Below are 15464 nucleotides of genomic sequence, written 5' to 3' on the forward strand. Positions count from 1 at the left end.
AAAATTTCCCGTTACTTCCAGCCAAACCATAATTGACTAAGGAAGCCGGAGAAAATTAAGAAACTAAAACAAACAACGTTAAATGTTAGAAAAATTGCAAACCATTTTGTAAATTTGTTCGACGGAATTTGGTCTTTGTGTTTCTTTTTAAATCTAATCCAATAATCATTGATAATAATTGCGGTTGCATGAAATGCGCCGTAAACGATGTAGTACCACGTTAATCCGTGCCAAAATCCCATAATTAAAAACAACAGGAAGTATGACACTTGCGATAATCTAATGCGGTTTTTAAACAGCTTTTTCTTCATTGCAAAGAAGGTAAACCGCATATAAATGTAATCGCGGAACCAGAATGATAGCGTCATGTGCCAGCGATTCCAGAATTCCTTAATATTTTGGGAAATAAACGGTTTGTTAAAGTTCATTGGTGTATGAATGCCCATAAAATAGGAAATCGATACAGCAAACAATGAATACCCGGCAAAGTCAAAGAACAAATACATACTGTAGCAGTACATATAAGCAACAACCCACCAGGAAAGTTTTAACCCACCGACAGCAGTCCCAGCAATTAACGCTGACTTGCTAATAATCGGGAGCCAATAAGTCCCAAAGAACCAACCTAAAACAAACTTATAAAGAAAACCCTGGAACAAATAGCGCACAGCATGTGCCAAATCATCGACGTATTGCTCGCGTTTAGGTGCACTATCGCATTCTTTCGCAAACCTACGGTAACGATCAATTGGGCCTGACGAAATTGTCGGGAAGAACAATAGAAAACGCAGGTATGTGCCAAGATTGACTTCTTTAATTGCACCATCACGAATTTCCATGATGACTTGCACCGTCTTAAAGGTAATATAGGAAATACCTAAGAAAGCAAGTACACCGGGGATTTTTGCCTTAGGAAATGCCGTCTGAATTTTTACCAGTGCCAGTGGAATAATTGCCACAATTACCGCTAGATAAAAGACCCACGTCTTATTTTTGCCAACCTTGCGATAATGCAAATAGCCATAGGTTAGCAGCAGCTCAATTGCAAGGTAGATTAACAGACTAACACCCTGTTGCCACTTAGTACCATCAAAGATTAAAAACAGAAAGACTAACGAGAAGATAACCTCATAAGTTTTCAATCGGTGACCATAATACAAGCTAACAATCATCGGTAATAAACCAATAATCAGATAAATAAAATACTGCGGATTCCCATAAGGCTGCAAGTTAATGAAGTTCACTACTCATTAACCTCCTTAATTACAGCTTTAATATCTACCTTACCATTTTGCGAAACCGGTAATTTTTCACGGTAAACAAAACGTTGGGGAATCATATAAGGCATTAGACCATCAGCTAAATCAGCTCTAATTGCCTTAGTGATTTCAGCTTCTGAATACTGGTCCTTAACACCATCTTTTAGTTCGATTTCAGCAATAATCTGCTTAACCGTGTGATCTTTATTGTATTTTGGCGCAGCAACCCCATGATCAACAAACTTGTTTTTGCCAAGATAATGGTTGATTTCTTCAAGCTCGATTCTGTAACCATTAAATTTAATTTGAAAATCAATGCGGCCACGATAAAACAGCATGTCGCCATCAAAGAAACCTTCGTCTCCCGAGCGGTGACTCATGTATTTATCAGCAGGATCTTTAAAGAAGCCCTTCGCCGTTTTTTCAGGATTATTCATATAACCTTTAGAAACACTTGGCCCCTCAATAATGATTTCGCCCTCATTCGGTTGATCGCCCTTAGACTTATCAATCGTGATGCGTGTGTCTGCCTTAACTTTACCAATTGGTAAACGATCATATTTAGCTAAGACATCATCGGTAATTTCAACTTGAGTAACAGCAACCGTTGTTTCGGTTGGACCATAAGTATTGAAGATTTTACTGCTTGGGAACTTCTTCCGCAGCATTGCCACTTCCGTGTGCGGTAATTCTTCACCGCAGAACAGGAAGTGGGTTAAATCTGGATGGTGTTCACCATCAAAAGTCTTATCCAAGAAGCACATTTGTGCAAATGACGGTGTTGAAACCCAAACGTTAAATTGTAGTTTAGGCATTGTCATAAATAATTGGGCAAAGTTCTGAGTAACATCATGTGGCAAAACAACCAGCTTACCAGCACCAACTAGCGCTGGATAAAGACTCATTACAGAAAGGTCAAATGAGTATGGTGCTTGAACCAAAAAACTTGGATGCTCAGGTAGAGCAAAGTCTGTCATTTCCCAATTAACAAAGCTTAACAAATTATCATGACTAATTTGTACGCCCTTTGGCTTGCCACTAGTTCCAGAAGTAAAGATAATGTAGAAATTATCAGCTCCCGTAACAAAGTTAGCAGGATCAACTGCAAAATCGCCATCTTCAACCTCAGCTGGATGAACAATTTGCAATTGAGACAAATCAATTTCAGGCAAATCATCAATTGCTAGTACAACTTGTGCTTCTGAAACTTCCTGAATCATTACTAGCCGTTCTGCATTGGAATAGCTGGCAATTGGAATATACGCATGGCCTGACTTGACACAGCCTAAAAAGCTAGCAACCATTTCAAAAGTTTGCCCGCCCCAGATCATAATTGGACTATGATCTGGAATATTTAAGCTGCTAATTTTATGCGCCCAAGCATTCGAGCGCCGTTCAAGATCGCCATAGGTATTAGTTTGACCAAGATAGTCGTAAGCAATTCGGTCTGGATCAGCTTTAGCAATCTCGTCAATTTTCTTAATTATATTTTTAATCATATTAGTAACACCACCTTAGAATTCGTCGTAAATAAAGTGAACCGAAGTAAGGCCGCTATATTGATACAAATAGATTAGTGCCAGTAAAATGACACAATAAATAATTGTTGTCAGAACAAACTTCCCTATTCGTTTGCCCCGAGAATCAATTTTCTCTTTTTTATCCATATATCTCCCTCAATAACAATAAATATACTAACGACTATATTACTACAATTAGCAAGCAACCCAATATTCGCCTAATAGATTTTACTAAATTTAAATATTTTTGTTTGTATACCAATCAGTCGTTCAACTTGCGGCAATTGCGATAAGCAAAATACAGCGGAATTACAATAATTATGGAGATAAATAGCAGGGCAAATACTAGAAGCAACAATACGTTACGCACTTTTTCCCATTTTGCACTGTTTGCTGTTGTTAACAAAAATACCGCAAACAAAACAATAATGGTTAATTCCGTTAAAAACAGGTAAGAATAACCTGCAAAACCCAAGCCGCTAGTAAATTGCCATAGATATAGCCACGCTGAAGCCGGCAATAAACATAGCCACCCAGCAAACCGCAGCCAAAAAACAATTTTTTTATGATAAATTTCTTGTTTCATTTCTTTCCTCAATGCCTCTTGGGCAGTAACCTAACACAAAAATCAGTCTAATTATAACAAGCAAAAAGTTAACAAACAATTTTTTAATTATTGAAAAATCATTCTATTTTTCAAATTCGTCACACTTTTTTCATATTTACCAGTTATACTAAAGGAGTAATAAACAAGGAATGGAAGCCTCGTATATTACAACTCAACTTTTTTGTTTTTCATTCATACTCCTCCAAGTATAAATAATGAACAAACCGAAATGACTTATAAGTCAATTTCATATCTATCCCTTTCGACTCACGTGTGTTGCGTGAGTTTTTCTTTTGTCTTTAAAAGTTCTAAAGAAATTCTTTACTATTTCATAAGAAAATTGCCACGCTAACTTCATAATTTACGTTTAATATTTAAATTGTAGCAAGGAGGTAAGAAAACTTGCTACATACTCCCACTTTTTTATTTCATTCATTCTTACTCCTTCAAAGTAGATGAAAACTAACAGGCTCGCATTTTGCGAGCCTTTTCCCTTATATGGAATATTTTAATGAAAGGTTTATTTATGTTCTCACCCGCAATTAAGCATTTAATTCAAGAAAAATCAGGCTCATTCCTCATTCCAGCAACAAGAATTGCATTTGTTTTAGATGATAATCCGCTTTACCACGCATTTTTGATTTTAACACGCGTTAAATATTCGAAAATTCCGGTTTTAGACAGTCAAAATCACGTTGTTGGCCTTCTTAGCTTAGCAATGATTACCGATAAAATGATGAAAACTGACGAAATCTCTCTTGACCCACTGTCCGAATTAAAGGTTCGTGATGTAATGCAAACTAATTTTGATAAAATAAATTTTGCACAAACTACCCTAGAGGTTCAATTGCACTTATTAGTTGATAATGCATTCTTACCTGTTGTTGACGATCATAACGTTTTTCAAGGGCTGTTAACCCGGCGCGAATGGATTAAGGCATTTAATTACGTTGTTCACAATTTTGAGGAAAAATATAACGTAACTAAAAAAATAAGTTGCTACAATTAATCATTATTTTTAAATAACTGATGTTATCGACCTTTTTATATTATCTTTTAAACATTTTGTACTATAATAAATTCTAATAGTAGAAATTCGTGTTATTAGCTTCATTAAGCAATTTTTGTCAGTTTACTATTCATTAATTATCATCATATAGCTATGAATAACTAATGCGATTATTCAACGGATATTTATCATCTAAGTAGGCTAAATAATTAAATAACAATTATGCAAAACAAGATAGGATGATGTTTACGATGCCAAATAAGACAGATACAGACGATCTAACTAGTTTAGTCAATACAATTATTAGGGAAAATTCATATCCTCGTGACAATGAATTGTCAGCAAAAGAAAAAAAAGCTTTAATTATCAAGCTCAAGAAATTGAATAAAAATTCTGGTAATTTGAACGAGATTTTGCGGATTGTCAATGCCTTTTATAAGGATAAGATTGCACGGCAATTAAAATCGATTGATATCAATTCCTCTTTGATTTTTGAAATGCTGCAACACGAAGTGGTTTCAGCAACTAGACTTCACACCTTTTTATTAGATTTAGCTGAACAAGAAGGCTTTTCAACTGAAGGTATTGAAAAAATCAACCACTACTTTATCGAAACTAACGATTATGGTGATAACACTGATTTTATGACGATGTCTTCATTCGATGTAATTGATGCAATCAGACGTACGAAGTCAGATTATTTAGATCAAGCTCCGCAAATCTTTAAGCGCCAGTGCAGTCAACATGTTGACTGCACTCTAAAGTCTACCAATGGAAAGAAAAAAAGCAACAACATTATCAAGTTAAGCGATTATTAATTTTAGCAAGAGATAACATCTCTTGCTTTTTTATTTCCCAGGAAATAATTTTTGCTTAACAGTAATTTATTTAGAACAAGTCTAATTAAATTGACCGAATTAGTGTTAAAATGAAATTCATAAACATAATTTAAGTAGCGGAGGCACAATAGTAATGAGCTTAAGACGACAATGGAAATTTATCCTTGTATTAATTGCTGGTGTAATTGGTCTTATCTGTCAATTTGTTTTAAAAACCAAAAGTTTATTTCAAATTGGCAGTTTGCAATTTCCCATTCAAACAATTTTAATCGATATTATCGGTGTCATGATGGTGATTTCCTTATTAATGGAAATTGTCGACGACTTTAAGACTGGGCGCTACGGCGTTGACATTCTCGCCGTAATTGCTGTTGTTTCGACCATTTTAATTGGTGATCAATGGGCCGAGTGGATGATTTTAGTCATGATGACTGGTGGCGAAACACTGGAAGATTACGCAACGGGACAAGCTGACAAAGAACTACGCTCGCTGTTAAGCAACTCGCCAAGTATTGCTAACAAGATTGTTAATGACAAACTTGTTTCTGTCGATGTTGAACAACTAAAACCTGGTGATCATGTTTTAATCAAGCCTGGTGAACAAGTTCCCGTTGACGGTACGGTGGTTAAGGGCTCGTCCAGCTTTGATCAATCCTCATTGACTGGTGAATCTGTTCCCGTTGATAAACAACTCGGTGACGAGTTAATGTCGGGATCAATTAATGGTAGTGATGCTGTCGAGATGAGTGTTACTAAGAAGGCGAGCGATTCTGAATACCAAACGATTGTCTCTTTAGTCAAGTCTTCGCAAGCGCAACCTGCAAAATTTGTCAAAATGGCTGACCGCTATGCTGTTCCATTTACTATTATTTCCTTAGTAATCGGGATTGGCGCTTGGATCCATTCAGGAAATCCTGTCAACTTTGCGGAAGTTATGGTTGTAGCTTCCCCATGTCCGTTATTAATCGCAGCGCCCGTTGCCCTAGTTTCCGGCATGAGTTCAATGTCCAAGCACCATATCATTGTCAAATCAGGCCCAACTTTAGAAAAATTGGCTACAGCCAAGACTTTTGCCTTCGATAAAACCGGTACTTTAACAGAAAATCAATTAGTTATTGACGCAATTGTTCCTTCTCCTGATAGTAATTTTGACGAAAAAACTTTACAAAGTTATGCAGCTAGTGTCGAACAACAATCAAGCCATATCATTGCTAATTCATTAGTTAACGTAACAAACAAGCAGCTCATTAAACCTGCAACTGATATTAAGGAAACAACTAGTGAAGGAATCAGCGGCAACGTTGAAGATCACATTGTTAAAGTTGGTAAATTATGTTATGTTGCTCCTGATAAAAAAATTAGTGCGGTTAATTCTACTGCCGTTTACGTTTCAATTGATAATCAATATGCAGGTTATATCACTTTTAAAGATCAATTACGACCAGAAAGTGCAACAACAGTTGCCCGTCTAAAGCGGCAAGGTGGCGAGCACATTATGATGCTTACTGGCGACCATAAAGACGTTGCCGACAAGATTGGTAAAGAAGTCGGCGTAGACGATATTCGTTCCGAACTTTTGCCCGCACAAAAAATCCAGGCAATTAAAGAAGTCCCACAAGCAAATCGGCCTGTTGTCATGACTGGCGATGGCGTTAATGATGCTCCGAGCTTAACCGCGGCTGATGTTGGTATTGCAATGGGCGCTAAAGGTGCCTCTGCTGCTAGTGAGAGTGCTGATGCCGTCATTATGGTTAACGACTTATCCAAAGTTAACGATGCCGTTGCAATTTCTAAGCATACAATGAAAGTAGCTAATGTTGACGTTTTAACAGCGATTAGTATTGTGATCATTATTGAACTAATTGCCTTCACCGGTGTTATTCCAGCATTCTGGGGCGCCATTCTGCAGGAATGCGTTGACATGATTTCAATTAGTTTAGCTTTATTGGCCAAAACCCAGCCTAAAAATCCTAAGCAAACAGGTTTAGTTGCAGATAAATAATTTTTAAGATACACTTTTATTTAATTAAATATTTTTTAGTGGTTGGAGTTTTATTACCAAAATAAAAACTTTCAAGATTTGCTCTTTTGGGTCAAAGAGCTGCTTGAAAGTTTTTTTGTTTACTCAAAGAAAGGGATATTATGACTTTTTTAGGAGAATTAATTTTAATCTTATTTAGTTCCATTATTTTGGGACAAATATTTACACGATTAAAGATGCCTACAGTGATTGGACAATTACTTTCGGGGATTTTACTTGGGCCAGCCTTACTTAATTGGATCAAACCAGACAATTTAATCAGTCTTTTTTCACAATTCGGGATAATTTTATTAATGTTTTTAGCCGGATTAGAAAGTAATCTTGAACTACTTAAAAAATATTTCAAATTAAGTTTCACTATCGCTACGACTGGAGTAATTTTGCCAATCACATTTATTGGACTTGCTAGTTATCTATTCGGAATGTCCATACTAGAAGCTACTTTTATTGGCATTGTTTTCTCTGCTACCAGCGTCTCGATCTCTGTAGTTGTCCTACAAGAACAAGGTCAGCTGCACAGTCGTGCTGGGACAGCTATTTTAGGTGCAGCTATTTTTGACGATATTTTAGCAGTAGTTGTGCTTAGTCTTTTTACCGCATTCAGCCATTCAGGAGAAAATAGTGGTCCTACTACTAATATTTTCCTGAATTTTGCTTTGGAAATTGGATACTTTGGCTTCATCTGGTTAATTTATCGGCTAACACCAAAATTAATGCAACTCACTAGCAAAATGACAGTGAATCATGCAAGCGATATTGCGGCATTAAGTCTTGTTCTAATGCTTGCTTGGACTGCCGATTATGTAGGATTATCAGATGTAATTGGTGCTTTCTTTGGCGGACTTGCTCTTAGACAAACCCCGCAACACCAAAAAATCCAACGATCAATTGATACCATTGGTTATGCCATTTTTATTCCCGTCTTTTTCACTAATATTGGATTGGCAATTACTTTTGCAAGTTTTAAGCAGGACTTAGTTTTTATTAGTGTGCTAACTATTTTAGCAATTATTTCTAAATTTTGGGCGGGAAAATATAGCAGCAAGTTATTCGGCTTTAGCAAAAATGAAGGCAATATTGTAGGTGCAGGAATGATCTCTCGAGGCGAAGTAGCTTTGATTGTAGCCCAACTTGGTCAGAGTATTCATTTAATATCGCAAGATATATATTCCAGTATAATTGTTGTCATCATTATCACAACAATTTTATCGCCATTTATTTTGAATTACTTTATCCAAAATAACCAATAAATAAGGTAGCGAATTGTAAAACATATGCGTCAAAATAGAGTAGCGTAGGTCCTTAGTGCTCGTATAAACCCACGCTAAAATGCATCCCAAAGCCCAATAGATAACGATAAATTTGGTGATGCTGGGATCATGCATGTAACCAAATACGAACCCGCTGCAAATTATCCCTACCCATTTGCTTACTTTACTTTCTTTCATGAAAAAAGTGTTGAAAAACAAACCGCGAAAAATCGTTTCTTCACAGATTGGCGCAATTATACAAACCATTGGGATAAATAAGCCCCCTGCTTGTAGCGAAATTTTATCTAGCGTTGCTTGATTAGTCGAAGTGTTCTGCGCTGTTACGCCCAATAAAATTTGTAACACATAACTGCAAACAACAATTAAAACAAAGCCAGATAACATGATTAATAGTCGATGGCCATCCCAATGTGGTGATTGATTAAAGTCCCAATCATTTTCTGTTTTTAACTGTCTTTGATATAAATATAAAATGAACGCCAACACTAAAATTGTTGCAAGCGCGGTCAAAATAATAAGCATTGCATAATCAATATGCAACATTTTTTCCAATTGACGCGGGAAAAAGTAAAAACACTCCAAAATTTGGTAACTAGCAAATGCTAAAATAATACCTGCAATATTTCCTAGCCAATTAAACAGTTTTTTCATAATAATCAACCTTTATTCTCTATGACTTTTCTAAATGCATTCATTATAATAGATTTAACTCATAAAACCTAAAATGGAGATACAGGATGCACTTTTTTCAAATTTTTAGTTCAAATCAGCCATTTACCTACCTAACGATTCTATTATTCCTTACATTTATCGTGTTTTTAACTACTTGGTTAAAAGAACCGCGGCGCCTTTTAAATGGAATTTTATTTACAATCTTCATTTTAATACTTGGAATTTGGTTTACCGTGTTAATTATTGCCACTAATTTGCAGATTCTAGTCAATATTTACATTGTCGTGCTGGCGCTTTTTGTAACTGTTATTGTTTTGATGGCTGCTTTTTCCTGGCTCTTCTTTTTGTGGAACGCTTATTTTGTTTGGCAGCGCGAAAGCCACACATTGCCTAATTTGCTAACCCTTTTTATTGGTCTGGCTTTAATTATTGTTTGGGCAATTGCATTAATCGGCCCATTTAAAGCTGCACCAAATTGGCTAAAAGCCTTGCTTTATGCTACACCAGCTGTCGTTTTGTACTTATTACTGGTCGCTTACAACTTTCTGGTTAACTTAGCACTCTACCAACTAGTCCCACGGCAATATAACCAAGACTACCTAATCGTTTTAGGCGCTGGACTATATAATGGCGAGACTGTGACACCTCTACTTGCCAGCCGCATTAATCGAGCAATTCAATTTGCGCAGAAACAGGTTGCGAAGGGCCGAAAAATGCCTAAATTAATTATGTCTGGTGGCCAAGGCAAAGACGAAAAAATCTCTGAAGCCCAAGCGATGACAGAATATGCTTTGGCCCGCGGGATTGCACCTGACAACATTCTGCGCGAGGATAAATCCCAGAATACGTATCAGAATATGCTCTTTTCAGCAAAAGTAGCGACCAAAGACTACGGCAGTGATAATTATCGGGCTAAATTTTTTAGTAATAATTATCACATTTTTCGAGCTTCTCTTTTTGCCCGCGCTGCTGGACTGAACGCTAATGGTGTTGGCTCATACACCAGGTTTTACTTCTTGCCCAACGCCATTGTGCGCGAATTTGCCGGTGTGCTTGTGATGAATAAAAAGCGCCACTTAATAGTTATTGCATTAATATTGGTAGCATTTATTCTGTTGGCACTTTTGACTAGCTTGGGCTTGGCTTAGAACTAGAGCGACCTGTTATTTTGGAAGTCATGATTTTTAAAATCATCTTAATTTTAAGCTTTCAAGCTAGCCGCTTTTTTTCATCAATGTTAAACTGACTTTTATTATTACTTTATTAAAGAAACGGACAATTATATGCTACAATTAAAAGATTTACGCAAATCCTACCACGTAGGTGATACCGTCACACATGCACTTGATGATGTTTCGATTTCATTTCGTAATCAAGAATTTGTCGCCATTTTAGGACCGAGTGGTTCCGGAAAAACAACTATGCTAAATGTCATTGGCGGTCTTGACCGTTATGACTCCGGTGACCTAATTATCAACGGTAAATCAACCAAAAATTTTAAAGAAACTGATTGGGACGCATACCGCAACAACTCTGTTGGTTTTGTCTTCCAAAATTACAATCTAATCTCGCACCTCTCAATTATCGCCAACGTCGAATTGGGAATGAATTTATCTGGTGTCCCTGCCAGTGAACGCCATAAACGTGCAATCGAGGCCTTAACACAAGTTGGGCTGAAGGAACATATTAACAAAAAGCCCAACCAATTATCTGGCGGTCAAATGCAACGGGTGGCAATTGCGCGAGCATTAGCTAATAATCCCGATATTTTACTCTGTGACGAGCCGACTGGAGCCCTTGATACTGAAACTTCTGAGCAAATCATGCAGCTAATTAAGCAGGTTGCTAAAGACCGCTTGGTAATTATGGTGACGCACAACCCTAAATTGGCCGAGGAATATGCTTCTAGAATCGTCAACTTCCAGGATGGTAAAATTCTCAACGATTCTGACCCTTATGAGCCAAAAGATGAGCAAGATACGTTTAAGCTTAAACGCACAAAAATGTCTTATTGGAACGCAATTAAATTGAGTTTTACCAATATTATGACCAAGAAAGGCCGCACAACACTGACGGCTTTTGCATCAAGTATCGGGATCATTTCAATTGCCATCGTTTTAGCGTTATCCAACGGTTTTCAAAAGCAAATTGATACCACGATGAGCAAGGCACTAGCTAAATATCCCGTTTCAATCAGCCAAACGGCAACCAACGCATCAAGCACTAAAAACGATGATTCTGATAAAAACGTCAAAAATCGCGGCTATATTACGGCCAAAGAAAGCGAACTGCAATCTTCCACGCACCAAAATAAAATTACGCCTGCGTATATTAATTACGTGAAAAAGATTAATCCTGACTATGCTAATAATATTTCTTACCAGCGCGGTGTTAATCTCAACTTACTGGCTAAAGATGGTCATAAAATCAAACGCGTTAAATTCTCAACAATTGCTACTGGCGCTACTAGCGCACAGGAATCCGCATTAGCGGAAGTCCAAGAAAGCAGCGGTTTTGGCTCAGCCGTTTTCCCAACTACTCTTAAATCAGGGAAGACTTCATTCCTGAAAGATAATTATCAATTACTCAATGGTTCCTGGCCCAAGAAGGCTACTGACTTGATTTTGGTAACCAACAATAAGGACACTGTTAATATTAATGTCTTTAAGAACTTAGGCTTCAAAATTAAGAATGGTGAAAAACTGCCGTTCAACAAGTTGCTTGGCAAAGAATACAAAATCATTGATAACGACGATTACTACCAAAAATTGCCAACAGGAATGTTCATTCCGCAAAAAGCTGATACAGCAATGTTCAACAACAGTAAAACTACGCTGCGAGTAGTTGGCATTATTCGACCAAAGAACAAAGATTCACTCGCCCTACTTTCTCCTGGAATTACCTATAGTGATCAGCTAACGCAACACATCATTAAGTCCAACCAAAATTCTGCAATTGTGACCGCACAAAAGAAGTCCAAGCAGAATGTTATGACTGGACAAAATATGAGCACAGCTGAAAAGAAGCAGATGATGCAAGCTATCGGTGGTTCAACTTTGCCAATGGGCATCATGATTTATCCAAATGACTTTAATTCAAAGGATAAAGTTTTAGATTATCTCGATAAATGGAATAAAGGCAAGAGTAAGAAAAACAAGATTATTTATACCGATATGTCGAGTGCCGTTACGTCAATGACTGGTGGTTTGCTCAACGGAATTACCACGGTTCTTGTGGCCTTTGCCGCAATTTCATTGGTTACCTCAATGATTATGATTGGAATTTTAACTTATACTTCCGTTCTTGAGCGAACTAAAGAAATTGGTGTGCTCAAGGCTTTAGGTGCTCGGAAGAAAGATATTACCCGTGTATTTGATGCCGAGACATTTATTTTGGGCGTCTTTTCGGGAGTCTTAGGAATTATCATCGCTTACCTGTTAACCTTCCCAATTAACAGCATCTTGTACAACATCACCGATTTAACAAATGTAGCTCAACTTAATCCAATTCATGCATTAATTTTGATCATCATTTCAACAATTTTGACTCTGCTTGGCGGTCACCTACCTGCACGAATGGCAGCTAAGAAGGATGCAGCAATTGCATTAAGAAGTGAATAATTTTAACAAATTAAAGTTATGTTCCATGTGTAACAATGGTCATAACTTTTTTTGTTAGTCAATTTTAATAAAGAATAAAACAATGACCGAACAAGGAAAAACACAACGCCAACATTATTTAGATGAAAATGGCTTTATTACAGCCTGGCCCGGAAAAGCCCATAAACGTCAGCTGATTTTACAATATTTAGCCAGTAAATTTGGAACTAACAAAAAATATTCAGAACCTGAAGTTAATTTGATTTTACGCAAATATATCGATGATTACGTTACCCGCAGACGCGACTTAGTTGAAGCTCACTTATTAGAGCGGACCGATGACGGCGTTAGTTATTGGCTTAAATCCAGAAAATAAAATTATTTTTTAACTCCTTTTTAGGTTGACAAATTGGCATATACCAATTTATAATTAATCTATCAATTCTAGGAGGAGCAACTATGAAAATAATTACTACAACCAACAATGTCCAAGGCGGCGTTGAAGCTTTCAAAATTTTTAAACATGAAATCGAAAATGGCGCTAAAGTACTAGGACTTGCCACTGGCTCTACCCCGGTAACTTTGTACCAAGAACTAGCAGCAAGTAGCCTTGATACCAGTAACTTAATCAGCATTAACTTGGACGAATACGTCGGTTTAACTCCTGATAACGACCAAAGTTACCACTACTTTATGCAAAAGAATCTCTTTGCTAAGAAGCCATTTAAGAAAACTTACATTCCTGATGGTATTAAGGCAATTAATGATCCTGAAGGCGCTGCTGCTGATTATGATAAAATCATTGCTGAAAATCCAATCGATGTGCAACTTTTAGGAATTGGCCAAAATGGTCATATTGCCTTTAACGAGCCTGGAACACCTTTTGACTCAACTACTCACGAAGTAACATTAACCGAAAACACAATTAAGGCAAATTCTCGTTTCTTCAGTAACATTGACGATGTGCCAAAATCCGCTATTTGTATGGGCATTGCCAACATTATGTCAGCCAAGAAAATTGTAATTATGGCTTTTGGTGCTAACAAAGCCAAGGCAATCAAGGCGATGATTTCTGGACCTGTAACAGAAGACGTGCCAGCATCTATCTTGCAAAAGCACCCTGACGTAACAGTAATTGTTGATCCAGCTGCTGCAAGTGAACTAAATAAATAATTCAAATTTACCAAACACTGTATTAAATTACAGTGTTTTTTTATACTCAAATTAAATAAAAAATATACTTATTGGTGCATATTATTAACCAATAAAATATTCAAGGCCTATGATAAGTTTAGCTACTCAAAGGATGTGATAAATTGAAGCGAAGTAAAAAATGGCTATTAATATTGTGTGCAATACTCCTATTGCCTTTACCAGTCTATCTTTTATGGCAAAACTGTAACTTGTGGCAAAAATATTTACAGCTAAAATTACCATCAATTGGTACTCTTAACCCAATATTTACTTGGTATCTAATTGCCATTAGCGCCATTATGCTTGTTATCTTAATTATTAGTTTGTTGATTTTGCTTTTTTGGCCAGTACAAAGCAGTTTTCACCTGATTCCAAAACAAAGCGGACAGGTGAAAGTCACTAACAAAGCCGTCAACGGCTTTGTCTTAAGCTCACTAAAAGACCTCCCTTACCTAAACAACGCTAAGGTGGATTCTAAATTAACTAAGAACCATATCAAAATTAGTGTGAGCGGTGATCTTGGAGCTGGAGAAAATGTCGCTAATTTGCTTGAAGACTATCTTCAAAAAATAAAAGTTGATCTTAAGCAACTACTAGGAATTGAGCAAAAGCCAAAAATTAGAATTAAGTTTACTAACTATCACGACGGTGAAAAGCCTGAAAAGCGCGTTCAGTAAAGGAGGTTAAAATGAAAGAAATCTTGCAAAATCACCTTCCAGAAATAAGTGGCGCGATCATTGGTCTACTTTTAGCTTTTTGTTTTTTGGGATTAGGCTTTTTTAAGACAATTTTTGTAATCGTAATGTTAATTTGTGGCCTACTAGTTGGGCACTTTTGGCCAATACTCAAAAAGCTAATGAACAAGTAATTTATAGAGGAGATTTTAATATGACACAAACAAATTCAAATCAAGAAATTAAAGGCGAGCTAAAATACGACTCTAAAGTAATCCAGAAAATCATTGGCATTGCCCTATCAGACATCAAAGGGCTGTTAACCGTTGACGGCGGCTTTTTCTCTAATTTAACCGATAAAATTGTTAATAATAATGATGTTACGACCGGCGTTAATGTAGAAGTTGGCAAAACTCAAGTTGCCGTTGATATTGATATTGTTGCAGAATACGGCGTACAAATTACAAAATTATACGATCAAATCAAAGAGAAGATTTACAACAAGGTCAAAGAAATGACGGGACTCGATACTGTTGAAGTTAACGTCACTGTTGTTGACATTAAGACTCAGGAACAACATCAAAAAGATTCTGTCAGCTTGCAAGATCGCATTACAGGTGTAACCAAAGATACTAAAGAAAAAATTGATGATCAAAAAGATAGTAAACAAACAGAAGATAAAGAAGACCGCGTAAAGTAATTTGCTTCTAACTAAGAAGTGCAGTGATTATATCACTGCACTTTTTTATTTCCCGGGAAATAATTATTTAATTACAATA

16 protein-coding genes and 1 other annotated feature are annotated in these 15464 nt (G+C 36.6%); of the genes, 11 read left to right on the forward strand and 5 right to left on the reverse strand.

The window, feature by feature from the left end; genetic code table 11:
• Positions 1–11: 11 nt before the first annotated feature.
• The 4 genes from dltB to OZX63_RS09230 all read right to left on the reverse strand — a co-directional run bounded on the left by dltB (position 12) and on the right by OZX63_RS09230 (position 3365).
• Positions 12–1244 (reverse strand): D-alanyl-lipoteichoic acid biosynthesis protein DltB, encoded by a 1233-nt coding sequence (gene dltB / locus OZX63_RS09215; RefSeq protein ID WP_277143440.1) that lies wholly within the window; start codon positions 1242–1244, stop codon positions 12–14.
• On the reverse strand, positions 1244–2758 hold the full coding sequence (gene dltA, locus OZX63_RS09220; protein WP_277143443.1) for a D-alanine--poly(phosphoribitol) ligase subunit DltA: 1515 nt from the start codon (positions 2756–2758) through the stop codon (positions 1244–1246). The genes dltB and dltA overlap by 1 nt, the downstream gene beginning before the upstream one ends.
• A gap of 15 nt (positions 2759–2773) precedes the next feature.
• Positions 2774–2926 (reverse strand): teichoic acid D-Ala incorporation-associated protein DltX, encoded by a 153-nt coding sequence (locus tag OZX63_RS09225; protein ID WP_277132355.1) that lies wholly within the window; start codon positions 2924–2926, stop codon positions 2774–2776.
• Positions 2927–3041: 115 nt separating this feature from the next.
• Positions 3042–3365 carry a hypothetical protein gene (locus tag OZX63_RS09230; RefSeq protein WP_277143445.1) on the reverse strand — a complete coding sequence of 108 codons (324 nt, stop codon included), beginning with the start codon at positions 3363–3365 and terminating at the stop codon, positions 3042–3044.
• 547 nt (positions 3366–3912) lie between these two features.
• Between OZX63_RS09230 and cbpB the strand changes: the two genes are divergently transcribed.
• The 4 genes from cbpB (at position 3913) to OZX63_RS09250 (ending at position 8525) form a co-directional block, all read left to right on the forward strand.
• Positions 3913–4395 (forward strand): cyclic-di-AMP-binding protein CbpB, encoded by a 483-nt coding sequence (cbpB, locus tag OZX63_RS09235; protein WP_277145121.1) that lies wholly within the window; start codon positions 3913–3915, stop codon positions 4393–4395.
• A 251-nt stretch (positions 4396–4646) separates the two neighbouring features.
• Complete coding sequence (locus tag OZX63_RS09240) at positions 4647–5213, forward strand: hypothetical protein (RefSeq protein WP_277143447.1); 567 nt, start codon at positions 4647–4649, stop codon at positions 5211–5213.
• Positions 5214–5367: 154 nt separating this feature from the next.
• Complete coding sequence (locus OZX63_RS09245; RefSeq protein ID WP_277143450.1) at positions 5368–7236, forward strand: heavy metal translocating P-type ATPase; 1869 nt, start codon at positions 5368–5370, stop codon at positions 7234–7236.
• A 40-nt stretch (positions 7237–7276) separates the two neighbouring features.
• Positions 7277–7336 (forward strand) — a sequence feature (sodium ion sensor (DUF1646 type); this cis-regulatory element may regulate processes involved in with the transportation of sodium ions).
• A gap of 40 nt (positions 7337–7376) precedes the next feature.
• On the forward strand, positions 7377–8525 hold the full coding sequence (locus OZX63_RS09250) for a cation:proton antiporter (RefSeq protein ID WP_277143453.1): 1149 nt from the start codon (positions 7377–7379) through the stop codon (positions 8523–8525).
• On the opposite strand, the gene OZX63_RS09255 is transcribed toward OZX63_RS09250, so the two are convergent.
• Positions 8481–9197, reverse strand: coding sequence for a type II CAAX endopeptidase family protein (locus OZX63_RS09255; RefSeq protein ID WP_277143456.1), 717 nt, complete (start codon positions 9195–9197; stop codon positions 8481–8483). The two genes, OZX63_RS09250 and OZX63_RS09255, sit on opposite strands and share 45 nt — an antisense overlap.
• An 86-nt stretch (positions 9198–9283) precedes the next feature.
• Between OZX63_RS09255 and OZX63_RS09260 the strand changes: the two genes are divergently transcribed.
• The 7 genes from OZX63_RS09260 (at position 9284) to OZX63_RS09290 (ending at position 15385) form a co-directional block, all read left to right on the forward strand.
• On the forward strand, positions 9284–10366 hold the full coding sequence (locus OZX63_RS09260; RefSeq protein ID WP_277143459.1) for an ElyC/SanA/YdcF family protein: 1083 nt from the start codon (positions 9284–9286) through the stop codon (positions 10364–10366).
• 135 nt (positions 10367–10501) lie between these two features.
• On the forward strand, positions 10502–12838 hold the full coding sequence (locus tag OZX63_RS09265) for an ABC transporter ATP-binding protein/permease (RefSeq protein ID WP_277143462.1): 2337 nt from the start codon (positions 10502–10504) through the stop codon (positions 12836–12838).
• Positions 12839–12920: 82 nt separating this feature from the next.
• Positions 12921–13193, forward strand: coding sequence for a DUF2087 domain-containing protein (locus tag OZX63_RS09270; protein WP_277143464.1), 273 nt, complete (start codon positions 12921–12923; stop codon positions 13191–13193).
• A gap of 83 nt (positions 13194–13276) precedes the next feature.
• Positions 13277–13990, forward strand: coding sequence for a glucosamine-6-phosphate deaminase (locus OZX63_RS09275; RefSeq protein ID WP_277143466.1), 714 nt, complete (start codon positions 13277–13279; stop codon positions 13988–13990).
• A gap of 143 nt (positions 13991–14133) precedes the next feature.
• Positions 14134–14688, forward strand: coding sequence for an alkaline shock response membrane anchor protein AmaP (amaP, locus tag OZX63_RS09280; RefSeq protein ID WP_277143468.1), 555 nt, complete (start codon positions 14134–14136; stop codon positions 14686–14688).
• Between the two features lie 11 nt (positions 14689–14699).
• Positions 14700–14879 (forward strand): DUF2273 domain-containing protein, encoded by a 180-nt coding sequence (locus OZX63_RS09285; protein ID WP_277143470.1) that lies wholly within the window; start codon positions 14700–14702, stop codon positions 14877–14879.
• Positions 14880–14899: 20 nt separating this feature from the next.
• Positions 14900–15385 carry an Asp23/Gls24 family envelope stress response protein gene (locus OZX63_RS09290; RefSeq protein WP_277143472.1) on the forward strand — a complete coding sequence of 162 codons (486 nt, stop codon included), beginning with the start codon at positions 14900–14902 and terminating at the stop codon, positions 15383–15385.
• The last annotated feature ends 79 nt before the right edge of the window (positions 15386–15464 follow it).

This window comes from Lactobacillus sp. ESL0700 (genome assembly GCF_029392095.1).
Lineage (GTDB): Bacteria > Bacillota > Bacilli > Lactobacillales > Lactobacillaceae > Lactobacillus.